Raw genomic sequence first — 21,516 nt, 5'->3', positions numbered from 1 at the left:
TCACAATCACCACGCGGTGTTTTCCGTGATGTTTTTCCGTTTTCTCAGAACGCGATTTCGTCTCTGTTGAGCGGGTTCTGGAACGCAATGAGGGCGAATCCCCAAGCCTGCTTGGGAATTCGCCCTCAGAGAGACGGTTTGTCAGCCGCGAATCGTCACGGCCTTCCAACTCGGCCGATTCGCCTCGTACGACGCGATGTCGGCCTCGTGTCCGAGCGTGATCCCGATGTCGTCGAGCCCCTCGAGCAGCCGCCAGCGGGTGTAGTCGTCGATGTCGAAGGAGTCCTCGATCGCGTCGGGGCCCTCGCCGGCACGCACCGTGCGGGACTCGAGGTCGACGGTGACGGTGGCGCCAGGGTTCTCGTCGAGGTAGTCCCACAGTCGCTGGACGACCTTCTCGTCGACCTTGCCGGTCAGCAGGCCGGCCTTGCCGGAGTTGCCGCGGAAGATGTCGCCGAAGCGCGGCGAGATCACGGCCTTGAAGCCGTAGTTCTGCAGCGCCCAGACGGCGTGCTCGCGCGACGAGCCGGTGCCGAAGTTCGGGCCGGCGATCAGGACCGAGCCCTCGGCGTACGCCGGGTTGTTGAGCACGAAGGTCGGGTCGTTGCGCCAGGCCGAGAACAGGCCGTCCTCGAAGCCGCTGCGCGTGACCCGCTTGAGGTACTCGGCCGGGATGATCTGGTCGGTGTCCACGTCGCTGCGACGCAGCGGGACGCCGACACCGGTGTGGCTGGTGAACTTCTCCATGTCAGTTCCCTCCGTTGGTCGAGCTCGTCGAGACCAGGTCGGCGGGCGTGGACAGCGTGCCGCGGACGGCGGTGGCGGCCGCGACCGGCACCGACACGAGGTGGGTGCGACCACCCTTGCCCTGGCGGCCCTCGAAGTTGCGGTTCGACGTCGAGGCGCTGCGCTCGCCCGGGGCCAGGGTGTCGGGGTTCATGCCCAGGCACATCGAGCAGCCCGCGCCACGCCACTCGGCGCCGGCCTCCTTGAACACGAGGTCGAGACCCTCGGCCTCGGCCTCGAGGCGCACCCGCGCCGAGCCCGGGACGACGAGCATGCGCGTGCCGTCGGCGACCTTGTGGCCCTTGATGACGGAGGCGGCCTCACGCAGGTCCTCGAGGCGACCGTTGGTGCACGAGCCGACGAAGACGGTGTCGATCGTGACCTCGCGCAGGGGCGTACCGGCCTCGAGGTCCATGTAGCGCAGGGCGTTCTCGGCCGCGACCTTGTCGATCGCGTCCTCGAAGTCGGCCGGCGACGGGACGGTGCCGCCGAGCGGCGCGCCCTGGCCGGGGTTGGTGCCCCAGGTGACCCACGGCGTGATGTCGGCCGCGTCGATCACGATCTCCTTGTCGAACTCCGCGTCGTCGTCGGAGACCAGCGTCTTCCAGTGCGCGACCGCGGCGTCCCACTCGGCGCCCTTGGGCGCCTCGGGCTTGTCCTCGAGGTAGGCGAACGTGACCTCGTCGGGAGCGATCATGCCGGCCTTGGCGCCCCACTCGATGCTCATGTTGCAGACGGTCATGCGGGCCTCCATCGAGAGCTCGCGGATCGCCTGGCCGCGATACTCGACGATGTAGCCCTGGCCGCCGCCGGTCCCCTCCTGGGTGATCAGGTAGAGGATCAGGTCCTTGGCGGTGACGCCGTCGGGGAGCGTGCCGTTCACGGTGACGGCCATGGTCTTCGGGCGCGCCTGCGGCAGCGTCTGGGTGGCGAGCACGTGCTCGACCTCCGACGTACCGATGCCGTGGGCGATCGAGCCGAACGCGCCGTGCGTGGAGGTGTGCGAGTCGCCGCAGACGATCGTCATGCCGGGCTGGGTCAGGCCGAGCTGCGGACCGACGACGTGCACGATGCCCTGCTCGATGTCGCCGAGCGGGTGCAGGCGGACGCCGAACTCCTCGCAGTTCCTGCGCAGGGTCTCGACCTGCGTGCGCGAGACCGGGTCGGCGATCGGCTTGTCCCAGTCGAGGGTCGGGACGTTGTGGTCCTCGGTGGCGAGCGTCAGATCGGGGCGGCGGACCTGTCGGCCGGCGATGCGGAGGCCGTCGAACGCCTGCGGCGAGGTGACCTCGTGAATGAGGTGGAGGTCGATGAAGAGGAGGTCGGGCTCCCCTTCGACCGAGCGGACGACGTGCTCGTCCCACACCTTCTCTGACAGGGTCTTGCCCATCGGTTCCCTCTTCCCTCACGTCGTCGTGACGTCAACTGGTGATCCGTTCGATCTCACATACCGTACCACTTGCATCCCAGGTTGTGAGACGGCAGTATTGCCATATGGACAACTCCAGCGGCGTCGGCGTGCTCGACAAGGCCGCCCTCGTGCTCACCGCCCTCGAGTCCGGACCGGCCACCCTCGCGGGCCTGGTCGCCGGCACCGGCCTGGCCCGACCGACGGCCCACCGGCTCGCGGTCGCGCTCGAGCACCACCGCCTCGTCGCGCGCGATATGCAGGGCCGCTTCGTGCTCGGCCCGCGGCTCTCGGAGCTCTCCGCCGCGGCCGGCGAGGACCGGCTCCTCGCCACCGCCGGCCCGGTGCTGGCGCGACTGCGCGACATCACCGGCGAGTCCGCCCAGCTCTGGCGCCGCCAGGGCGAGCACCGCGTGTGCGTCGCTGCCGCCGAGCGCCCCTCCGGCCTGCGCGACACCATCCCGGTCGGCTCGCAGCTCACGATGCGCGCCGGCTCGGCCGCCCAGGTGCTGCTCGCCTGGGAGGACCCGGAGCGCATGCACCGCGGTCTGCAGAACGCCGCCTTCTCGGCCGCCGCCCTCTCCGGAATCCGCCGCCGCGGGTGGGCCCAGTCCATCGGCGAGCGCGAGCAGGGCGTGGCCTCGGTCTCCGCCCCGGTCCGCTCCCCCGGCGGCAAGGTGATCGCCGCCGTCTCGGTCTCCGGCCCGCTCGAGCGCCTCTCGCGCCAGCCGGGCCGGATGCACGCCCCCGCCGTCCTCGCCGCCGCGGAGCGGTTGTCGGAGTCGCTGCGGCGCGCTGCTGCTGAGTGATGCCCCAGCCTGAGCTCGCGAAGGCTGGGAATCAGCATCCTGGTCGAGTAGCCGCGCGAGCAACGAAGGAGGTCGCGACTCGCGTATCGAGACGGAGCACCGGCTGCTTCTCGACTCACCGGGTCTCGATACGCCGGTCGCGAGCTCGTGCCTCGCTCGCGCGGCTACTCGACCTGCGTCGTGCTATCTGAGTGACGGGCTTCGCCCGTCACTCAGAACAACGCATCCTGCTCGAGCTCCAGCAGGAGCTGCTTGCGGTCGAGCCCGCCGGCGTAGCCGGTGAGCGTCCCGTTGGCGCCGATGATCCGGTGGCACGGGATCACGATCGGGATCGGGTTGCGGCCGTTGGCCAGGCCGACCGCACGGGACGCGGCGTTGGTGTGGCCGAGCCGGTGCGCGATCTCGCCGTACGACGCGGTCTCGCCCCAGCCGACGCCGAGGAGCTGGTCCCACACGCGCTGCTGGAAGTCGCTGCCCTGCGGCGCGAGCGGGAGGTCGAACTCCTTGAGGTCGCGGGAGAAGTACGCCGCGAGCTGCCGCGCGGCCTCGACGAGCACCGGATTGTCGTCGGCGCGGTCGCCGCGCACCCGGCCGTCGTTGTCGCGGAACGGCGAGAACTCGATCGCGGTGATGGCGCCGCCCTGCTCGACGAGCCGCAGCTCACCGATCGGCGAGTCGATGACGGTCCACATCTCATTGCTCCTTGCTCGTGGGCGTGAGGGTATGCCAGAGGTGCAGCTGCGCGTACGAGCGCCAGGGCGCCCATCCCTCGGCGAGGTCCGCAGCGGTCGACGGGTCGCGGCCGAGGCCGGCGAGCGCGTCGCGGATGCCGATGTCGGTCGGCAGGAAGACGTCGGGATGACCGAGCGCGCGCAGCGCGATGTAGTCGGCGGTCCACGGCCCGATGCCCGGGATCGCGAGCAACGAGCGGCGTACGTCGTCGCGGTCGGGCCCCCGGTCGAGGGCGATGTCGCCGGAGGCCAGCGCCGCGCACAGCGCGATCAGCGCCCGGCCGCGTGAGCGCGGCATCGGCAGGTCCTCGGGCGACAGTCCGGCCAACGTCGATGCGGACGGGAACAGGAGGGTCAGTCCCTCGACCGGGTGCGCGACCGCGCGGCCGTGCTCGGCGACCAGTCGGGCTGCGACCGTCCGGGCGCCGGCGACGCTGACCTGCTGACCGAGCACCGCGCGGACGGCGATCTCGTGGCCGTCCACGTGGCCGGGCACGCGCAGCCCGGGCACCGCCCGGACGAGCGGGCCGATCACGGGGTCGCCGGCGAACGCGTCGGACACCGCGACCGGGTCGCAGTCCGCGTCCAGCAGCCGGCGTACCCGCTCGGTCGCGGCGGCGGTGTCGCGCAGGTCCTCGAGCGCGAACGTCGCGGAGACGAACGCGGTCTGCCCGGGCTCGGCGACGTCGGGGATCTCGAGCCGGACGATCCCCGAGCCGTGCGGGAGCGAGAGCGTCCGTGCGTACCAGTCGTCTCCGGCCGCCTCGACACCTGGAATCGCGCGCACCGCGAGGAAGTCGAGCAGCGCGCGTCCGGCGAACGGCGTGCGTACCGCGAGCCGCATCGTCACCGCGCCGGTCGTCGTGCCGCGCCCGCGCCGGCCGCGCAGCTCGGTCGGCGACGACGCGTAGACCTCACGGATCGTGTCGTTGAACTGCCGGACGCTGGAGAAGCCGGACGCGAACGCGATGTCGGCGTACGTCAGCTCGGTCGTCTCGATCAGCACCCGCGCGGTCTGGGCGCGCCGGGCGCGGGCGAGGGCGAGCGGGCCGGCACCGAGCTCCCCGGTCAGCAGCCGGGTGAGGTGCCGCGGCGTGTACCCGACCCGGGTCGCCAGACCGTCCACGCCCTCGCGGTCGACCACGCCGTCGGCGATCAGCCGCATCGCGCGACCGGCCGCGGTGGCGGCGACGTCCCAGTCGGGGCTGCCCGGCGTCGCGTCGGGCAGGCAGCGCTTGCAGGCGCGGTAGCCGGCCGCCTGGGCGGACGCCGCGCTGGGGTGGAACGTGACGTTCTGGTACGCCGGGGTCCGCGCCGGGCAGGACGGCCGGCAGTAGATGCCGGTGGTGCGGACTGCGGTGTAGAAGACACCGTCGAAGCGCCGGTCACGCGACTTCACCGCGCGGTAGCAGGACTCCGGGTCGAGTCGCTCGCTGTTCATGACCCCATCCTGACTCACGGCGCCGACACCTTCTGGCGGAAATCGGACACCGCCATGAGCGTAGTGACGCCGGGTTAACAGGCCCCGTCTAGGCTGATCCCGGATCTCGGGGATCCTTGGGGAGGGAAGACCACCGTGCCGGATGCTCGACGCCGACGCTCAGTCCTGCGCGTCATCGTGGTCGCCGAGCTCGTCGTGGCGCTGGTGACTGCCGCGACCGTCGTCTTCGCCTACAACCAGGTCGACAAGAAGATCGACGTCGGCCCCTCGATCATCCACCCGCCGGGTGTCGAGCGTCCCGAGCCGGAGCTCCCGACCGGCGCCTTCAACATGCTGGTCATCGGCACCGACGCCCGCGACTGCGACGGCTGCAGCATCGACGGCGAGGGCGGCCTCGGCGGTTCGGACCTGACGATGCTGCTCCACGTCGCGGACGGCCGGCGCGAGGCGTACGGCATCTCGATCCCGCGCGACACCCTGGTCGACCGGCCCGAGTGCCACGACGGCGAGAAGTCGATCCCGGCCGCGACGGAGGTCACCTGGAACGAGGCGTACGCCGTCGGCGGCGCCGCGTGCACCGTCGCCCAGGTCGAGTCCGTCACCGGCGTCTTCATCGACGACTACGTCGTGGTCGACTTCGGCGGCTTCAAGGACATGGTCGACGCCATCGGTGGCGTGCAGATCTGCATCCCGTACGACATCGACGACGACGAGCACAACATCCACCTCGACGCCGGCGACCGCCTCCTGGACGGCGAGGACTCGCTCGCGTACGTGCGGCAGCGCAGCTCGACCCCGAACTCCGACCTCGGCCGGATGAAGCGCCAGCAGGCGTTCGTCGCGTCGATGCTGAGCCAGGTGATGTCCGCGAACACGCTGACCCGTCCCGACAAGCTCTACAAGTTCGCCAGCGCCCTCGCGGACTCGATCACCACGAACCCCGAGCTCGCGAGCGTCGGCGAGCTCGTGAAGCTGGCGTCCTCGCTGCGCAAGGCGGACCTCGACAAGATCCGCTTCGTCACCGCGCCGACCTCGGAGTTCCCGACGGGCGACCCGAACTGGGGCCGCCTGCAGCTCACCCCCGAGGCCGACGAGCTCTGGGAGAAGGTCATCGACGACGAGCCGCTCGGCGCGTTCGGTCGCGGCGCGATCAGTGGCCGCAACCCGAGCGGCTCCGCGGAGAGCGCCGCCGCCAACGGCCTCTGCGCCTAGAGGAACCGGGCGGCGTACGGCGCGAAGCGCTCGCGCAGCTCGTCCTCGTCGAGGCCGACGTCGGCGGCGCGGTAGTCGACGGTGCCGAGCCGGCCACGCTGATGACCGGCGAGGTAGTCGGCCATCGCCGCAGCCGCCTCGGGCGTGACCTGCTCACCGGCGAGGGCGAGGACGCGATCGGCCGTCGCGAGGTCGTCGGCCATGAACTCGTCGAAGCGGACGTCGATCGAGCGATCCGGCGGGACAGCGTCGCGGTCGCGCACCAACGCCGTCAGCATCACGTCGATCCGGTCGGCCCAGTAGTGGCCGATCTTCGCGGCCGGCACCGGGCTCCGGTGCATGCGCGCGGTGTAGGCGATCATCGTGGCCATCGAGATCGTGACCGGCACCGGGTCGCGGTGCGTCACCACGACGGTGAGTCCGGGGAACACCGCCTCCAGCGCGGGCAGCTGCTCGAGGTGCTGCGGCGACTTCAGCAGCCAGCGCCGCCCGCCGCGCACGTGCTGCAGCGCCTGCAGCTGGGTCCGCAGGTAGCGGTAGTGCGGCTGCTGGTCGTGCGCCAGGTAGTGGTCGCGCCAGGCCGGGACCTCCGCGACCGTCTCGAAGAACATCGTGGAGAAGTCGTTGGCGAGGAGCTGGATCTCCTCGTGCACGTGGTCGGTCGTCATCTCGTGCATCAGCGCGAAGTGCGGCATCGCCGCGTTCATGAACCCGACGGCCAGGTCGGCGCGCGCCCGGCGGTCGGCGTCGCCCACCTCGCCCGGCATCGGCAGCGGCTCCATGCTCTCCCAGTACGGCAGGGTGCGGAACGTCGGACCCGCGGCGAGCAGGTTGTGCAGGTGCGTCGTACCCGTGCGCGGCAGGCCGGCGATCACCACCGGCGGTACCAGCTCGATGTCATGGATCTCCGGATGCTGCGCGAGCAGGTCGGTGAGCAGCAGCCGGTTGCGCAGCATCTGGAGCAGCTGCGAGTGCAGGTTGAGCAGACCCGGCCCGTCGAGGCCGTCGATCTCGCGCATCGCGGCAAGCAGCACGTCGAGCCGCTCCTCGTAGTCGCGCGGCCCGAAGTCGCTCAGCCCGGTCTCGGCCCGCGCCTGCTCGTGCAGCGCGGCGGACTCGAGCCGGAGCGGCTCGGCCATCGCCGTCATGAAGCCGCGGATCTCCTCGATGTCGGGAGCGAACCGCGGCTGGTCCAGATCGTCCAGGTGCACCACGCCCGATTACGTTACGGTCAGTTTCGTAATGACGACAGCCCCGGGTAGACCACGTGACCGGCGCATCGACCGCGCCCTCCTCGACGCGACCGCCGAGCTGCTGGTCGAGGTCGGGTACGCCGACCTGACGATGGACGCCGTCGCCGAGCGGGCCGGTACGACGAAGCCGGCGATCTACCGGCGGTGGCGGAGCAAGGCGCACCTCGCGCACGAGGCGGCGTTCCCGACCGACGCGGAGCGGGTGCAGGTCCCCGACACCGGCGACCTGGCGACCGACCTGCGCGCGATGGTCCGCGCCTGCGTCGACGTGTTCGCCCACCCGGTCGCGCGCGCCGCGGTCCCCGGCCTGATCGCGGAGTTCGCGGCCGACCCCACGCTGCACGCGGCCCTCGTGGGGCGTCTCGCGGACGGACCGCTGGGCACCGCCCGCGACCGGCTCGCCCGCGCCGGCATCGAGCCCGATGCCGTCATCGAGGCCATGGCCGGGACGACCCTGCTGGCCCTCCTGTTCCGCGGCGGCGACGACCTCGACGACGCCTGGATCGACCGCACGACCACCCTCCTCCTGAAAGGCATCGCACCGTGACGTACGAATCGACAGCCGCCTGGCACGAGCTCCTCGACGGACTGCGCGACCTCGAGGGCAGCTTCCTCACCGGTGACCGCGCCGTGTCCGGCGAGCAGGCGGTGGCCGACGGCTACCGGATGCTCGCGACCGTCCTCGGGGTCGGGCTGGACACGTACCTGTTCTCCGACCCTGGCCGCCCGCGGTTCTCCGACCTCGTCACGCCCTTCCGCCGTGACCGGCGCTGGGGCGGCGACAACACCGACGCCTACTACTCGTTCATCGTGATCGACCCGCAGCGCAACTACCTGATCAGCGGGCAGCGCGGCGACAGCGCCTACTTCTCGGCGACGATCTACAACGAGCCCTCCCCCGGCGCCTGGTCGGACAAGGTGGTCGGCGTCGTCAAGGACGAGGACCTCGAGCTCGACGCCGACGGGCGGTTCTCGTTCCAGATCGGGCCGTCCCGGCCGGAGGGGTACGACGGCGTCTTCGTCGAGCTCGCCCCCGACGCGGCCGCCGTGCTCACCCGCGACTACCAGGTCGACCCGCTCACCGGACGCCGCGTGGAGTGGGAGGTCGTGGCGCTCGACGAGCCCGGGCCGCTCGACCACGGCGACGCCGGGACCGCGCAGTCGCTGCGGTCCACGCTGACCTGGCTGCGCACCATGTTCGCGATCGTCCCGCTGGCCGTCGGCGTACGCAACGACGACGAGCGCCACGACCTCGGGCACGAGATCTCCCAGGTGGCCAACGACTTCGCCGCGCCGTACCAGGTCCCGGACTTCAACTTCGGCTGGTCGGCGACCGACGCGTGCTACTCGTTCGGCAGCTTCGACCTCGCCGAGGACGAGGCCCTGGTCGTCACCCACCGGCCGCCGGAGTGCCGGTTCTGGAGCCTGATCGTGTGGAACCAGTACATGGCCGGGCGCAACGTCACCGACGGTCGGATCTCGGTGAACGGCGGCGCCGCCGTACCCAACGCGGACGGCACGGTCACCACCGTGATCGCGCGTCGGCAGCTCGACCACCCGAACGCGATCACCACCCTCGACCTGCCGCGAGGGAACCTCGCGTTCCGGTGGTTCCTCGTCGACCGGGTCCCGGAGCAGCCCGTGGTGTCGCTGGTGAAGGTCACCGACGCCCCGATGTCGGTCTCCTGACCCGGGGACATCCAGACCAGTCCGTAAAGAATACGCCCGCGTCCGTAAAGGCTGGGAGAGAACCTGGGCAACCGGCCGAGCGGTGTGGGAGCGTTCGCGACTAAGTCGAGGCCGCGAAGGAGGCTGGTGCGTCGTGAGGATCATCGGGTTCTTGCTGGACCGCATCGCGGAGGACGAGAAGAACGCGAGCAGATGGTCCCGCGTCGAGGTCCGTGACGGCGTCCTCGGGACCTACGTGATCGAGGACCGCGTGGTGGCCGGGTGCGAGGCCAAGCGGCGGATCGTCGCGTTCCACGACGGACCGCACGAGTGCCCGCGCGCGCCCCTCCCGGAGAACGACCGTGCGGCCTGGTTCGGCGTCGGCGACGACCCGTGTCCCACGCTCCGCATGGTCGCCTCGGCGTACGCCGACCACCCGGACCACGATCCGGCCTGGGGTGCCTGAGCCGCGGCTCGTACGACCGCACCACTCGGGACGCCCGGACCTGTCGGACCCACCAAGTCGAGCGGACCGCGCCCGCGACACAATCGAGGGATGAAGTCGACGATCCTGCGCGGTGGACGCGTCATCGACCCCGCCGCCGGGACGGAGACCGTCGCCGACGTCGTCGTCCGTGACGGGAAGGTCGTGGACGTCTCGACCGTGCCGGTGCTCGACGCCGACGCGACCGTCGTGGACGTGACCGGCCTCGTGGTCGGCCCGGGCTTCGTCGACCTCCACAGCCACGTGCACTCGATCGCCGGGCAGCGGCTCCAGGCGTTCGACGGCGTGACCACCAACCTCGACCTCGAGGCCGGCCTGATGCCGATCGGGAAGGCGTACGCCGACGCCGCGGCGGCCGGCCGGGTCCTGAACTACGGCTTCTCCGCGTCCTGGGCCGACGCCCGCGGCCAGGTGCTCTCGGGCATCACGCCGACCGCCCGCTTCGACTCGTCGACCAACCTGCTCGGCGACCCGGACTGGCAGCGCACGTCCTCCCCCGCCGAGCTGGCTGCCTGGCTCGAGCTCCTCGAGGGCGAGCTGGCCGCGGGCGCGCTCGGCATCGGGATCCTGATGGGCTACGCGCCCCGCTCGGACCCGAAGGAGTTCCTCGCCGTCGCCCAGCTCGCGGCGAACGCCGGTGCCCCGACGTTCACCCACGTGCGTGAGCTCGTCGAGGCCGACCCGACGACGCCGATCGACGGCTCCAGCGAGATCGCGATCGCGGCCAAGGAGACCGGCGCCGTGATGCACCACTGCCACGTCAACAGCACCTCGCGCCGGCACGTCGACCGCGTCCTCGGCACCCTCGACGACGCCCGCACCGCAGGCTCGCGGGTCACCGTCGAGGTCTACCCGTACGGCATGGGCAGCACCAGCATCGGCGCGTTCTTCCTCGCCCCGGAGCGGCTGGACGCCTGGGGCCTCACCGCGTCGAGCATCGTGATGCTGGCCAGCGGCGAGCGCGTCTCCGACGTACGACGCCTCGCGGAGCTGCGCGAGACCGACCCGGGCGCCACCTGCGTGGTCGAGTTCCTCGACGAGCGCGACGAGTCGGACCGGGCGCTGCTGCGCCAGGCGCTCGCCTACCCCGACGCGATCGTCGCGAGCGACGCGATGCCGCTCGAGTGGCCGGACCGCCGCGAGGACACCCGCGAGTGGCCGCTGCCCACCGGCGCCGAGACCCACCCGCGCACGTCCGGCACGTTCGCGCGCAGCCTGCGGCTGATGGTGCGCGAGCACGGGCTGTGGTCGTGGCCCGAGGCGTTCCGCCGCTGCTCCTACCTGCCCGCCCGGGTCCTCGACGAGGTCGCTCCGGCCATGCGTGCCAAGGGACTGCTCGCGCCCGGCGCCGACGCCGACCTGGTCGTGCTCGACCCGGCCGCGGTCACCGACAACGCGACCGTCACCGACCCGACCCGCCCGTCCAGCGGCGTCCGGCACCTGCTCGTCGGCGGCGAGTTCGTGATCCGCGACGGCGCGCTCGACGTGGACGCCTACCCGGGACGACCCGTCCGCGGCGAGGCCCGCTGATAGCGGTCGAGCGCCTCGCGGCGCTCCTCGTCGTGGTCGACGATCCGCTCGGGGTAGCTGCCGGCGTACCCGTCCTCGTGCCGCCAAGGTTCATGCGCGGCCTTGCCCGGTAGGTGTGCGAGCTCCGGGACCCACCGCCGCACGTAGGCGCCGTCCGGGTCGAACTGCAGGCCCTGTCGCACCGGGTTGAAGATCCGGAAGTACGGCGCCGCGTCCGTCCCGGTGCCGGCCACCCACTGCCAGCCGTGGTTGTTCGAGGCGAGGTCCCCGTCGGCGAGGTGCTTCAGGAAGAACCGGGCGCCGACCTGCCAGCGGACGTGCAGGTCCTTGACGAGGAAGCTCGCGGTCACCATCCGCAGCCGGTTGTGCATCCACCCGCTCGCGAGCAGCTGCCGCATCCCCGCGTCGACGAACGGGTAGCCGGTCCGGCCCTCCCGCCACGCGTCGACGAGCTCGCCGTCCTCGTCGTACGGCATGTCCAGCGAGCGCAGGTCCGCCCACGCCGTGTCCGGCCGGTTCCACAGCACGTCGGCGTAGAACTCGCGCCAGATCAGCTCCGTCACGAACGTCGGGTCGGTGACGTTCGCCAGGACCGTGCGCGGGTGGATCTCGCCGTGTCGCAGGTGCTCGGACAGCCGGCTGGTGTCGTCGCGGTCAGGTCGGTCCCGACCCTCCGCGTAGCCCTCGTCCCGGAAGGCGCGCAGCCGGCGCCGGGCGAGCTCCTCCCCCGCAGCCGTCTTCCAGCGCACGGAGTCCGGGCGCGGCAGGGGCGGCTCGACGGGCTGGTCGCGCCAGGCCCGGGCGAACGGCGTGAACACCTGGTACGGCGTGCCCGCGCCGGTGAGGAGCGTGCCCGGCCGGACGGCGTACGGCGTCCCGCTGGCCACCAGGGTCACCAGCTCGGCGACCACGGCGTCGCGCCGCCGCGCGTGCGGCGTGAACTCCTCGGTGACGTGCACGCTGCGCGCCCCGACCTCGTCGACGAGGTCGGGGATCACGTCGATCGGGTCGCCGGTGCGGATGACCAGCGCGCCGTCCGTGGCCCCACGGAAGGCCTCGAGCGACGCGTCCAACCGCTCGGACCTGCCCAGGCGAGGTTCGCGGACGAACACGGGGACCACCGGACCGTCCTCGGCCGCTGCCAGCAGCGCCGGGTGGTCGTCGAGGCGCAGGTCGCGCCGCAGCCAGAGGATCGAGGTCATCGCTCGGCCCTCATCGTTGCTTCGTCAGCGCCGCCCACGCGCGCACCGGCACGAGGCGGGCGAGCTTCATCGTCACGGCCATCGGGAGCGGGAAGACGATCTCGGTGCGGTGCTTCTCCAGCCCGTCCGCGATCGCCCGCGCGGCCTGGTCGGCCTCGATCATGAACGGCATCGGGAACTCGTTGGTGTCGGTCATCGGCGTCCGCACGAAGCCCGGGCACACGGTGGTGACCCGCACCCCGTGCTTCGAGAGCGCGGCGCGCAGGCCCTCGAGCAGGTTGATCTGCGCGGCCTTGGTGGCGCCGTAGGCCTCCGCTCCGGGGAGCCCGCGGTAGCCGGCGACCGACGCGATCCCGACCAGGTGACCGCGTCGGTTTCTGACCATCCGCGGGATCGCCGCGGCCAGCACGTTGTTGAGCCCGAGCAGGTTGACCTCGATGTGCCGCTCGAAGATGTCGGCGTCCCACGCGGCCGCGTCGAACTGCTTCCAGTACCCCGCGCACCACACGACGACGTCGACGTCGCCCACCTGCTCGGATGCCGCCAGCACGGCCGCGCGGTCGGTCGCGTCGAGCGGCACGACCTGCATCGCGTCACCGGCGACCTCCTGCAGGTCCTCGGCCTTGCGCGCGCTGATCGCCACCTCGCCGCCGCGGCGTACGAGCTCCTGCGCGAGCTCGGCACCGATGCCGCTGCTGGCCCCGATGATCCAGTACTTCATCGGCGCGCCAGCCGGATCTGCGCGACGTCGAGGTAGCCGGACTCGAAGCCCACCTCGCAGTAGGCCAGGTAGAACTCCCACTTGCGGCGGAACGTCTCGTCGAAGCCGAGCGACGCCAGGTCGACGCCCTCGAACGTGTGCCGCCAGCGCCGCAGCGTCTCCGCGTAGTGCGATCCGAACGCGTGCACCCGGTCGGCGCGCAGCGTGGTGTGCTGCTGCGTGGTGGTGTCGATCGCCTGCAGCGACGGGATCATCCCGCCCGGGAAGATGTGCTTCTGGATCCAGCCGTACGACCGCCGGGTCGCGAGGTAGCGGTCGTGCCCCATCAGGATCGCCTGGATCGCCGCGATGCCGCCCGGGGCGAGGCGCTTGTCGAGGGTCGCGAAGTACGTCGGCCAGTACTCCTCGCCGACGGCCTCGATCATCTCGACGCTGACGACGGCGTCGTACTCACCGGTGACGTTGCGGTAGTCCTCGATCCGGATGTCGATCCGCTCGCCGACACCGGCGGCGTCGGCGCGCTCGCGGGCCAGCGCGGCCTGCTCCTTCGACAGGGTCACGGTCGTGACGGTGGCACCGCGGCGGGCGGCCTCGACCGCGAGCGTGCCCCACCCGGTGCCGATCTCGAGCACCCGGCTGCCGTCGCGCACCTCGGCCATGTCGAGGATCGCGTGCACCTTGCGCAGCTGGGCCTCGGAGAAGTCCTGCCCGGCGAACGGGAGGCTCTCGTCGAACAGCGCGGAGCTGTACATCATCGTCTCGTCCAGGAACGCCGCGAACAGCTCGTTGCTGAGGTCGTAGTGGGCCTCGATGTTGCGCCGCGAGCCCGCCAGGTCGTTGCGCTCCGCAGAGGGGATCGGCCGGTCCACGACGCGGCGCAGCTTCGCCAGGGCGGGCGGTACGGCGGTCGTCACCCGCTCGGCGAACGGCAGCAGCACGGCCGCCAGGTCGGTGCCCTCGGCCGGGCGCCACTCGCCGGCCATGTAGCCCTCGCCGATGCCGATCTTGGGGTGCTCCGCGATCCGCCGGAACAGCGCGTCGGGCCGGACCAGGTCGATCGCCGGTCCCTCGCGGCGGCCCAGCGACCTGCCGTCCGGCATCCGCACGTCGACCGGGACGCGGTCGACCACGGCCCTCATGATCCGGCGGGCGAGCAGCGTGCGAAGGTCGGCACGCGGTAGCGCGGACTGCCGCGGCAAGGGTGCGGTGATGGTCATCGGACGGCCTCCTGGGAGTGCGGGGGTCGGGGCTGCACGGGCAGCTTGGCGAGCCAGAGCTTGATGCCGTGCCAGCGGATCAGCGCGCTGACGCGGTGGGTCATGAACAGGTGGCGGCGGAACGTCCGGAGCACCGCGCGGGTCGTCGCGGGCACCGGCGTACCGGTGGTCACAGCGGTGAACACGCGGCGGTGGTCGCGGTCGAGCGCGACACTCACGCGCACCAGGTCGGCCTCGAGCCGCAGGCCGACCTCGTAGCGCCCCGCCGTGTCGTTGAACGGCGACACGTAGAACGCCTTCTCGACCGAGCCGCGGCCACGCTCGTCGGTGTCGAGCAGGTAGGCGTGCCGCTCGCCGTACGTGTTGTGCACCTCGAACACCACCGCTCGCACCTCGCCGTCGGGCCGCAGGCACCAGAACACGGAGAGCGGGTCGAAGACGTGACCGAACGTCCGCGCGTGGGCGAGCATCAGCACCCGGTCGTCGGGCTCGAGGGTGATCCCGCGCCCCCGGAGGAACCGCGTGAGGTCGCCGCGGATGCCGCCGCCGCGTCGGCCACCGTCGAGGTGGTCGCGGGCGTCGAACCGCGCGAGGAACGGGACCTTCGGCAGGTGGTCGACGTCGACCAGCCACTGGTAGTGCGCATGCTCGAAGGAGCGCTGCACGGGCGCGCGGCGGGCGTGGCTGACCGTGCCTATGACGAGGCTCGGGACTGCCGGCGCGGCGGTCACCAGGTCACCCCGAGCCTGGCCGCGGCCTCGACGCCCGAGCGGCAGCCGTCCTCGTGGAATCCCCAGCCCAGGTGGGCGCCTGCGAACGCGAGCCGGTCACCGCCGGCCGTCCGCAGCCGCTGGGCCGCCTCGACCGCCGCCGTCGTGAACACCGGGTGGGCGTAGGTCATCTCCGCCACGACGGTATCCGGGGCGACCAGGTCCGTGCCGTTGAGCGTGACGACGAGGTCGTCGTCGACCTCGAGGCCCTGCAGCCGGTTCATCCAGTAGCTCACGGTGACGCCGTTCTCGGCCGCGTCCGGGCCGCACGAGGTCCGGTGGTTCCACGACGCGCGGGCAGCGCGGCGCGCGGGCAGCAGCGACGCGTCGCGGTGGAGCAGGGTGCGGTTGACCGAGTACGTGATCGCGCTCAGGTCGTCCTTCTCCGCCGGGCTCGCGTCACCCAGCAGGGCCAGCGCCTGGTCGGCGTGGGTGGCGACGACGACCTGGTCGAACGTCGCGACCTGACCGTCACCGGTCATCACGTCGACGCCGTCGTCGTGCCGGACCACCGAGGTGACCGGCGCGCCGCGGCGTACGTCGGGGAGCCGCTCGACCAGGCGCTCGACGTACGACCGCGAGCCGCCGACCACGGTGCGCCACGTGGGCGAGCCCTTCACGGTGAGCATCCCGTGGTGCTCGAGGAACGCGAACAGGTGCCGCGCCGGGTAGGCCAGCGCGTCCTGGTCGCCGGAGGACCACACACAGGACACGAGGGGGACGGCGAAGTGCCGGACGAAGTGGTCGGAGTAGCCGCCGTCCGCGAGGAACTGGCCCCACGTGACCTCCGGGCCCTCCGTCTCCAGCAGCCGGCGGGCGTTGCGGTGGAACCGCGGGACGTCGGCGAGGGTGCGCACGAACCGGGGGTCCGCGGCCCGCCACGGCTGGGCGAGGATGCCGCCGAGCCCGCGACCACCGGCGTACGAGAGCCCGCACGACGTGCAGGTGATGCTCATGCTCATCTCGGTCGGCCGCGTCTCGACGCCCAGCTCGGCGAAGAGCCGCAGCAGCTGGGGGTAGGTCCGCTCGTTGTGCACGATGAACCCGCTGTCGACGGGCACGGTGCGGTCTCCGCCGACGGGGACGTCGTGGGTGTGCGCGTGACCGCCCAGCCGGTCGTCGGCCTCGAAGAGCGTGACGTCGCGGGCCGAGGACAGGACGTGCGCGGCGGTCAGCCCCGACACTCCTGCCCCGATGACGGCAACGGTCGAGCGGCTCATGGGGTGCTCCTCGGGCGTTCGGTTGTGGGTGGTTCGACGCCGGCGCACTCCCCGGATTGGGCGGGGTGATTGCCAGGCGGTGGGCGTGACGCTAAGGTCTTTGTACAAGGTTTGTCAAAGGTTAGGTCAGACATGGAAATCAGCCGCACGCTGCAGGTCCCGCGACCCCCGGAAGAGGTCTTCGCCTACCTCCAGGACTTCACCACCACCGAGGAGTGGGATCCCGGTACAGTCCGCACGACCCGCCTCGAGGGCGACGGCGGCGTCGGCACCCGCTACCGCAACGTGTCGCGCTTCCTCGGCCGCGAGACGCAGCTCGAGTACGTCGTGGAGGAGGCCGACTCCCCCGGCCGGCTTCGGCTGCGCGGGGAGAACAAGACCGTCGTCTCCGAGGACACCATGACCATGACGCCCACGCCGGCCGGCACCGAGCTGACCTACCGCGCGGAGTTCACGTTCAAGGGCTTCGCCAAGCTGGTGGCGCCGCTGTTGTCCCCGGCGTTCAAGCGCCTGGGCGACGAGGCCGAGAAGGGTCTGCGCGACGCACTGCGCTGACCCATGTACACGATCAAGCGGGCCGCCGAGCGCGTAGGTGTCAGCGAGTCGACCCTCCGCGCCTGGGAACGGCGCTACGGCGTCGGCACCTCGCGTCGTTCCGAGTCCGGCTACCGGCTCTACGACGAGCAGGCGGTGCGCGCCCTCAGCGCGATGAACGCGCTGATCAACGAGGGCTGGTCGGCCCGCCTCGCGGCGGCCGAGGTCCTGCGTCGTACGGCGGTGCAGGTGGACGAGGACGCGCCGTCGTTCGACCGCGCGCTCGTCCAGGGCGCCGAGGAGTTCGACCTCGCGACGCTGACCGCGGTGCTCGAGCACCGGTTCAACAACGCGTCGTTCGAGTCGGTCGTCGACGGCTGGCTGCTCCCCTCGCTGCGCGAGGTCGGCCTCGGCTGGGAGGCCGGCCGGGTGTCGGTGGCCGGCGAGCACCTGGTCAGCGGGTGCGTCGTGCGCCGGCTGGCCGCTGCCTACGAGGCGGCGGGCGAGGGGCCGGTCGGTCCGCGGATCGTCATCGGCCTGCCGCCCAAGGCACGCCACGACCTCGGGCTGATGTCGTTCGCGACGGCCGCGCGTCGGGCCGGGCTGGCGACCAGCTACCTCGGCGCCGACGTACCCGTCGAGGACTGGGTCACCGCCGTCACCGCCCGCTCGGCCGATGCCGCGGTCCTGGCCATCCCGATGGAGCGCGACGTCGCCTCCCTCACCGAGACGGTCGCCGCCCTCCAGGAGCACGCCCCCGACGTGCTGGTCGCCGTCGGCGGTGGTTTCCAGGACCTGGCGCCCGACCACTGCCTGCGCCTCGGCCACCAGGTCGGCCCCGCGGCCGCGCTCCTCGCCGAGCGGCTCCAGCAGCGCCGCGACGCCGCCACCGCGTGAGTCGATCGCGCGCCGACTCGGCAGAAATGCAGAAGGGCCCGGACTCTCGTCCGGGCCCTTCTGTGCTGTGTACTCCGTACGGGATTTGAACCCGTGTTACCGCCGTGAGAGGGCGACGTCCTAGGCCACTAGACGAACGGAGCAGGTCGTTCTCGACCGGTTTCCCGGCCTCGAACAGCGAGCGAAACTCTAGCCGAAGGCCAGGTCTTGCTCAAAATCGCCGCCCGTGGGCGACGATTTCGCTGGGATACCAGGACTCGAACCTAGACTAACTGAACCAGAATCAGTCGTGCTGCCAATTACACCATATCCCAATGGCTGCGCCGTTCCGGGCGTCCGGAACGAGCCGACGGAAACCTTACACGGCGTGACTGGGGCCCACCAAAACGCCCTGCCCTGCGGGCGTTGTGGTCGTCGTCCTGAGCCCGCGCCGACGGGCCGCGAGCAGCACCAGGAACAGGAACCCGAGCGACTGCGTGAGCGTCACCGGGATCGACCACCAGGTGCCGCCGGTGGGGTTCAGCGAGGACGCCATGTCGCCGAACGCGAGCGCGATGCCGAACGCCAGCCAGTTGTTGAGCACGTGCATCGCGATGCCCGCCTCGAGCCCGCCGGTGCGGACGACGAGCACGCCGGCCACCACGCCGAACGCGAACCGGTCGAAGAAGATCGGCGCGCTCTGCGAGCCGTGCGCGACGGCGAACAGGATCGCCGGGAACAGCACCGCGGCCCACTCCCGCCCGAAGAGCCCGCCGAACGCCTGGGTGAGGTAGCCGCGGAACGCGTACTCCTCCCCCGCGGCCTGCAGCGGCGTCAGGATCAGCACGACCAGCAGGAAGTTGCGCGTCGTCTCGGTGAAGTCGTTGAGGGTGCCGTTGAGCTCCGTGCCCTCGCTCTGCTGCGGCAGCAGCGCGGAGACCACCAGCGTCGCGAACAGCGCGACGACCGAGATCCCGAAGCACGTCAGCAACCAGCCCCACCGGATCCGTGGCATCACCGACGCCAGCCAGCCCGGCCTCAGCCCGTGCAGGACCCGGTTGATCAGCCAGGTCACGAGGATCGCGCAGGCGATCGAGATGTTCAGGTACGCCAGACCCAGCGGCGTCGGGTCGTCGAAGTCGAGCAGCTCGTCGAGCCCGTCGACGACGTCGCGCCCGGCCAGCGACAGCCCGACCGCGAACGGGACCTGCACCAGCAGCGGCACGAACACGACGAACGACGCGATCAGCGCGAGGACGCCGATCAGGGGTCGCCACCAGCCGGGCCGCCCGCCGCGGTGGATCAGGTGGTACGGCAGCCCGGTTCCGCTCGACACGTCAGGCCAGCGCGCTCTGCAGCCGGCCGAGGCTCCGCTCGCGGCCGAGCAGCTCCATCGACTCGAACAGCGGCGGCGACACCCGGCGACCGGTGACGGCCACGCGGACCGGGCCGAACGCGTTGCGCGGCTTGAGCCCCATCGCGTCGACCAGCTCGGCCTGCAGCGCCTCCTGGATCGCGCCCGTCGACCACTCCTCGAGCGTCTCGAGCTTCGCCAGCGCCCGGGTGACCGCGGCGCGGCCGTCGTCGTTCAGCAGCTTCTCGACGTCCGCCTCGTCCCGCGTGAACGCGGCCTCGTCGACGAACAGGAAGCCCAGCATGGCCGAGGCCTCGGACAGCTTGTTGATCCGCTCGGCGACGAGCGGCATCGCGAGCTCGAGAAGCTGCGCGTCCGCGTCGCTGACGGGGTCGGACACGACCCCGTCGGCCTTCAGGAACGGCAGCACCCGGTCGGTGATCTCCTCGACCGACAACAGCCGCATGTGCGAGGCGTTGATCGCGTCGCACTTCTTGAGGTCGAAGCGGGCGGGGTTCGGGTTCACGTCCTTGATGTCGAACGCGGCGACCATCTCGTCCATCGTGAAGATGTCGCGGTCCGGGGCGATCGCCCAGCCCAGCAGCGCCAGGTAGTTGAGGATGCCTTCCGGCAGGTAGCCCTGGTCCCGGTAGAGGAACAGGTGGGACTCGGGGTCGCGCTTGGAGAGCTTCTTGTTGCCCTCGCCCATCACGAACGGCAGGTGGCCGAACTGCGGCATCACCTTGCCGATGCCGAGGTCGATCAGCGCCTGGTGCAGCGGGATCTGGCGCGGCGTGCTGGACAGCAGGTCCTCACCGCGCAGCACGTGGGTGATCTCCATGAGCGCGTCGTCGACCGGGTTGACCAGCGTGTAGAGCGGGTCGCCGTTCGCCCGGCACAGCGCGAAGTCGGGGACGTACTGCGTCTCGAACGTGATCTCGCCGCGGACCAGGTCGTCCCAGGTGACGGAGCCGTCGGGCATCCGGAAGCGCACGACCGAGCTGCGGCCCTCGGCCTCGAAGGCGGCGCGCTGCTCGGCGGAGAGCTCGCGGCAGAAGCCGTCGTACCCCATCACCTTGGAGCCGGAGGCCTTGCGCCGGGCGTCGACCTCCTCGTTGGTGCAGAAGCAGTCGTAGGTGTACGACGAGGCCGCGAGCTTCGCGAGCACGTCGCGGTAGAGGTCGCCGCGCTCGGACTGCCGGTACGGCCCGTGCGGACCGCCGACCTCCGGGCCCTCGTCCCAGTCGAGACCCAGCCAGCGCATCGCGCCGAGCATCGCGTCGTACGACTCCTCGGTGGAGCGCTCCTTGTCGGTGTCCTCGATGCGGAAGACCATCGTGCCGCCGTGATGGCGCGCGAACGCCCAGTTGTAGAGGGCCGTGCGGGCGAACCCGACGTGCGGCGAGCCCGTCGGGGACGGGCAGAAGCGGACGCGGACCGGGGTGCTCATCGGGTTGCCACCTTGTTCGTGAGTGTGCCGAGGCCGGCGATCGAGATCTCCACCTCGTCACCGACCTCCATGGGTCCGACACCCTCGGGGGTGCCGGTGAGGATCACGTCGCCGGGCAGCAGCGTCATCACGCTGGAGACGTGCGCGATCAGCGTCGGGATGTCGAAGATCAGGTCCTTGGTGGACCCGTCCTGCTTGAGCTCGCCGTTGAGGTGCGTCTGCACCTGCCGGCCCTCGGCGAAGTCGTGCGGGTCGAGGTCGGTCTCGATCCACGGGCCCAGCGGGCAGAACGAGTCGAAGCCCTTGGCGCGCGTGAACTGCACGTCGCTCCTCTGCAGGTCGCGGGCGGTGACGTCGTTCGCGATCGTGTAGCCGTAGATCACGTCGGTCGCCTGCTCCAGCGGTACGTCGCGGCAGATCCGGCCGATCACGACGGCGAGCTCGCCCTCGAAGTGCAGGTTCTGCGTCTGCCGCGGGTAGTAGATGGCGTCGCCCGGCCCGACCACGCTGGTGTTCGGCTTGAGGAACATCAGCGGCTCGGTCGGGACGTCGTTGCCCATCTCGGCGGCGTGCGCCGCGTAGTTGCGGCCGATGCCGACGACCTTGCTGCGCGGGAGCACCGGCGCGAGGAGACGAACGTCCTCGAGCCGGTGCTCCTCGTCGAGCAGCTTCACGCCGACGTACAGCGGGTCGCCGGCGAGCGCGACGACCACGCTGTCGGGTTCGGGCTGACCGAACTCGTCGAGCTCGCCGGTGACCACGCCGTACAGGGGGTCCTCGCCAGTGGTGAATCTCGCGATACGCACCTGGCGAGCCTATCCAGGGTCGG

At 71.4% G+C, this 21,516-nt stretch carries 21 protein-coding genes and 2 tRNA genes; 8 read left to right on the top strand and 15 right to left on the bottom strand.

Features of this window, described 5'->3' with window-relative positions:
* Nucleotides 1-141 precede the first annotated feature (141 nt).
* Together leuD and leuC are read right to left on the bottom strand one after the other, a co-directional pair.
* Nucleotides 142-747 carry a 3-isopropylmalate dehydratase small subunit gene (gene leuD / locus MJ604_RS05210; protein ID WP_243057234.1) on the bottom strand — a complete coding sequence of 202 codons (606 nt, stop codon included), beginning with the start codon at nt 745-747 and terminating at the stop codon, nt 142-144.
* A gap of 1 nt (nt 748) precedes the next feature.
* Nucleotides 749-2,176 carry a 3-isopropylmalate dehydratase large subunit gene (gene leuC, locus MJ604_RS05205; RefSeq protein ID WP_243057233.1) on the bottom strand — a complete coding sequence of 476 codons (1,428 nt, stop codon included), beginning with the start codon at nt 2,174-2,176 and terminating at the stop codon, nt 749-751.
* 104 nt (nt 2,177-2,280) lie between these two features.
* On the opposite strand from leuC, the gene MJ604_RS05200 reads away from it, so the two are divergent.
* Nucleotides 2,281-3,003 (top strand): IclR family transcriptional regulator, encoded by a 723-nt coding sequence (locus MJ604_RS05200; protein WP_243057232.1) that lies wholly within the window; start codon nt 2,281-2,283, stop codon nt 3,001-3,003.
* 212 nt (nt 3,004-3,215) lie between these two features.
* Here the strand turns inward: MJ604_RS05200 and MJ604_RS05195 are convergent, their stop codons facing one another.
* Together MJ604_RS05195 and MJ604_RS05190 are read right to left on the bottom strand one after the other, a co-directional pair.
* Nucleotides 3,216-3,695, bottom strand: coding sequence for a methylated-DNA--[protein]-cysteine S-methyltransferase (locus MJ604_RS05195; RefSeq protein ID WP_243057231.1), 480 nt, complete (start codon nt 3,693-3,695; stop codon nt 3,216-3,218).
* Nucleotide 3,696: 1 nt separating this feature from the next.
* Entirely contained in the window at nt 3,697-5,175 is a 1,479-nt protein-coding gene (locus MJ604_RS05190; RefSeq protein ID WP_243057230.1) for a DNA-3-methyladenine glycosylase 2, read from the bottom strand.
* Between the two features lie 135 nt (nt 5,176-5,310).
* Here MJ604_RS05190 and MJ604_RS05185 point away from each other — a divergent pair, with 135 nt between their 5' ends.
* Nucleotides 5,311-6,387 carry an LCP family protein gene (locus MJ604_RS05185; protein ID WP_243057229.1) on the top strand — a complete coding sequence of 359 codons (1,077 nt, stop codon included), beginning with the start codon at nt 5,311-5,313 and terminating at the stop codon, nt 6,385-6,387.
* Here MJ604_RS05185 and MJ604_RS05180 read toward each other — a convergent pair.
* Nucleotides 6,384-7,601, bottom strand: a complete 1,218-nt coding sequence (locus MJ604_RS05180; RefSeq protein WP_243057228.1) for a sulfotransferase — start codon at nt 7,599-7,601, stop codon at nt 6,384-6,386. The two genes, MJ604_RS05185 and MJ604_RS05180, sit on opposite strands and share 4 nt — an antisense overlap.
* Before the next feature lie 28 nt (nt 7,602-7,629).
* Between MJ604_RS05180 and MJ604_RS05175 the strand changes: the two genes are divergently transcribed.
* From MJ604_RS05175 to MJ604_RS05160, 4 genes are all read left to right on the top strand, one after another.
* Entirely contained in the window at nt 7,630-8,187 is a 558-nt protein-coding gene (locus tag MJ604_RS05175; RefSeq protein WP_243057227.1) for a TetR/AcrR family transcriptional regulator, read from the top strand.
* Entirely contained in the window at nt 8,184-9,329 is a 1,146-nt protein-coding gene (locus tag MJ604_RS05170; protein ID WP_243057226.1) for a DUF1214 domain-containing protein, read from the top strand. Before MJ604_RS05175 ends, MJ604_RS05170 begins: the two co-directional genes overlap by 4 nt.
* Before the next feature lie 133 nt (nt 9,330-9,462).
* Nucleotides 9,463-9,774 carry a DUF6221 family protein gene (locus MJ604_RS05165; protein WP_243057225.1) on the top strand — a complete coding sequence of 104 codons (312 nt, stop codon included), beginning with the start codon at nt 9,463-9,465 and terminating at the stop codon, nt 9,772-9,774.
* Between the two features lie 90 nt (nt 9,775-9,864).
* Nucleotides 9,865-11,343 (top strand): amidohydrolase family protein, encoded by a 1,479-nt coding sequence (locus tag MJ604_RS05160; protein ID WP_243057224.1) that lies wholly within the window; start codon nt 9,865-9,867, stop codon nt 11,341-11,343.
* Here the strand turns inward: MJ604_RS05160 and MJ604_RS05155 are convergent.
* The 5 genes from MJ604_RS05155 to MJ604_RS05135 are packed head-to-tail and all read right to left on the bottom strand — an operon-like array spanning nt 11,307 to nt 16,473.
* On the bottom strand, nt 11,307-12,545 hold the full coding sequence (locus MJ604_RS05155; RefSeq protein WP_243057223.1) for a deoxyribodipyrimidine photo-lyase: 1,239 nt from the start codon (nt 12,543-12,545) through the stop codon (nt 11,307-11,309). The two genes, MJ604_RS05160 and MJ604_RS05155, sit on opposite strands and share 37 nt — an antisense overlap.
* A gap of 10 nt (nt 12,546-12,555) precedes the next feature.
* Entirely contained in the window at nt 12,556-13,266 is a 711-nt protein-coding gene (locus tag MJ604_RS05150; protein WP_243057222.1) for an SDR family oxidoreductase, read from the bottom strand.
* Nucleotides 13,263-14,483: a cyclopropane-fatty-acyl-phospholipid synthase family protein gene (locus tag MJ604_RS05145; RefSeq protein ID WP_243057221.1), complete on the bottom strand. Its 1,221-nt coding sequence runs from the start codon at nt 14,481-14,483 to the stop codon at nt 13,263-13,265. Before MJ604_RS05145 ends, MJ604_RS05150 begins: the two co-directional genes overlap by 4 nt.
* Complete coding sequence (locus tag MJ604_RS05140; RefSeq protein ID WP_243057220.1) at nt 14,480-15,214, bottom strand: DUF1365 domain-containing protein; 735 nt, start codon at nt 15,212-15,214, stop codon at nt 14,480-14,482. Before MJ604_RS05140 ends, MJ604_RS05145 begins: the two co-directional genes overlap by 4 nt.
* Entirely contained in the window at nt 15,211-16,473 is a 1,263-nt protein-coding gene (locus MJ604_RS05135) for an NAD(P)/FAD-dependent oxidoreductase (protein WP_243057219.1), read from the bottom strand. Before MJ604_RS05135 ends, MJ604_RS05140 begins: the two co-directional genes overlap by 4 nt.
* Before the next feature lie 132 nt (nt 16,474-16,605).
* On the opposite strand from MJ604_RS05135, the gene MJ604_RS05130 reads away from it, so the two are divergent.
* Entirely contained in the window at nt 16,606-17,028 is a 423-nt protein-coding gene (locus tag MJ604_RS05130) for an SRPBCC family protein (RefSeq protein ID WP_243057218.1), read from the top strand.
* Between the two features lie 3 nt (nt 17,029-17,031).
* Nucleotides 17,032-17,904, top strand: coding sequence for a MerR family transcriptional regulator (locus tag MJ604_RS05125; RefSeq protein WP_243057217.1), 873 nt, complete (start codon nt 17,032-17,034; stop codon nt 17,902-17,904).
* Between the two features lie 70 nt (nt 17,905-17,974).
* Here MJ604_RS05125 and MJ604_RS05120 read toward each other — a convergent pair.
* The 5 genes from MJ604_RS05120 to MJ604_RS05100 form a co-directional block, all read right to left on the bottom strand.
* Nucleotides 17,975-18,047 (bottom strand) — tRNA-Glu (locus tag MJ604_RS05120).
* A 99-nt stretch (nt 18,048-18,146) separates the two neighbouring features.
* Nucleotides 18,147-18,218 (bottom strand) — tRNA-Gln (locus tag MJ604_RS05115).
* Between the two features lie 44 nt (nt 18,219-18,262).
* Nucleotides 18,263-19,219: a CPBP family intramembrane glutamic endopeptidase gene (locus MJ604_RS05110; RefSeq protein WP_243057216.1), complete on the bottom strand. Its 957-nt coding sequence runs from the start codon at nt 19,217-19,219 to the stop codon at nt 18,263-18,265.
* Nucleotide 19,220: 1 nt separating this feature from the next.
* Nucleotides 19,221-20,687 carry a glutamate--tRNA ligase gene (gene gltX / locus MJ604_RS05105; protein WP_243057215.1) on the bottom strand — a complete coding sequence of 489 codons (1,467 nt, stop codon included), beginning with the start codon at nt 20,685-20,687 and terminating at the stop codon, nt 19,221-19,223.
* Nucleotides 20,684-21,493 (bottom strand): fumarylacetoacetate hydrolase family protein, encoded by an 810-nt coding sequence (locus MJ604_RS05100; RefSeq protein ID WP_243057214.1) that lies wholly within the window; start codon nt 21,491-21,493, stop codon nt 20,684-20,686. Before MJ604_RS05100 ends, gltX begins: the two co-directional genes overlap by 4 nt.
* Nucleotides 21,494-21,516: the final 23 nt, after the last annotated feature.

It is taken from the genome of Nocardioides sp. SR21 (assembly GCF_022761125.1).
Classification (GTDB): Bacteria; Actinomycetota; Actinomycetes; order Propionibacteriales; family Nocardioidaceae; genus Nocardioides.
The sequence above is the reverse complement of the archived record's forward strand: the minus strand, read 5'-3'. Positions and strand labels throughout refer to the sequence as shown.

Coding starts and splice junctions, on each gene's coding strand:
- leuD (WP_243057234.1), bottom strand. CDS start 747: ATGGAGAAGTTCACCAGCCACACCGGTGTCGGCGTCCCGCTGCGTCGC.
- leuC (WP_243057233.1), bottom strand. CDS start 2,176: ATGGGCAAGACCCTGTCAGAGAAGGTGTGGGACGAGCACGTCGTCCGC.
- MJ604_RS05200 (WP_243057232.1), top strand. CDS start 2,281: ATGGACAACTCCAGCGGCGTCGGCGTGCTCGACAAGGCCGCCCTCGTG.
- MJ604_RS05195 (WP_243057231.1), bottom strand. CDS start 3,695: ATGTGGACCGTCATCGACTCGCCGATCGGTGAGCTGCGGCTCGTCGAG.
- MJ604_RS05190 (WP_243057230.1), bottom strand. CDS start 5,175: ATGAACAGCGAGCGACTCGACCCGGAGTCCTGCTACCGCGCGGTGAAG.
- MJ604_RS05175 (WP_243057227.1), top strand. CDS start 7,630: ATGACGACAGCCCCGGGTAGACCACGTGACCGGCGCATCGACCGCGCC.
- MJ604_RS05160 (WP_243057224.1), top strand. CDS start 9,865: ATGAAGTCGACGATCCTGCGCGGTGGACGCGTCATCGACCCCGCCGCC.
- MJ604_RS05155 (WP_243057223.1), bottom strand. CDS start 12,545: ATGACCTCGATCCTCTGGCTGCGGCGCGACCTGCGCCTCGACGACCAC.
- MJ604_RS05150 (WP_243057222.1), bottom strand. CDS start 13,266: ATGAAGTACTGGATCATCGGGGCCAGCAGCGGCATCGGTGCCGAGCTC.
- MJ604_RS05145 (WP_243057221.1), bottom strand. CDS start 14,483: ATGACCATCACCGCACCCTTGCCGCGGCAGTCCGCGCTACCGCGTGCC.
- MJ604_RS05135 (WP_243057219.1), bottom strand. CDS start 16,473: ATGAGCCGCTCGACCGTTGCCGTCATCGGGGCAGGAGTGTCGGGGCTG.
- MJ604_RS05130 (WP_243057218.1), top strand. CDS start 16,606: ATGGAAATCAGCCGCACGCTGCAGGTCCCGCGACCCCCGGAAGAGGTC.
- MJ604_RS05125 (WP_243057217.1), top strand. CDS start 17,032: ATGTACACGATCAAGCGGGCCGCCGAGCGCGTAGGTGTCAGCGAGTCG.
- gltX (WP_243057215.1), bottom strand. CDS start 20,687: ATGAGCACCCCGGTCCGCGTCCGCTTCTGCCCGTCCCCGACGGGCTCG.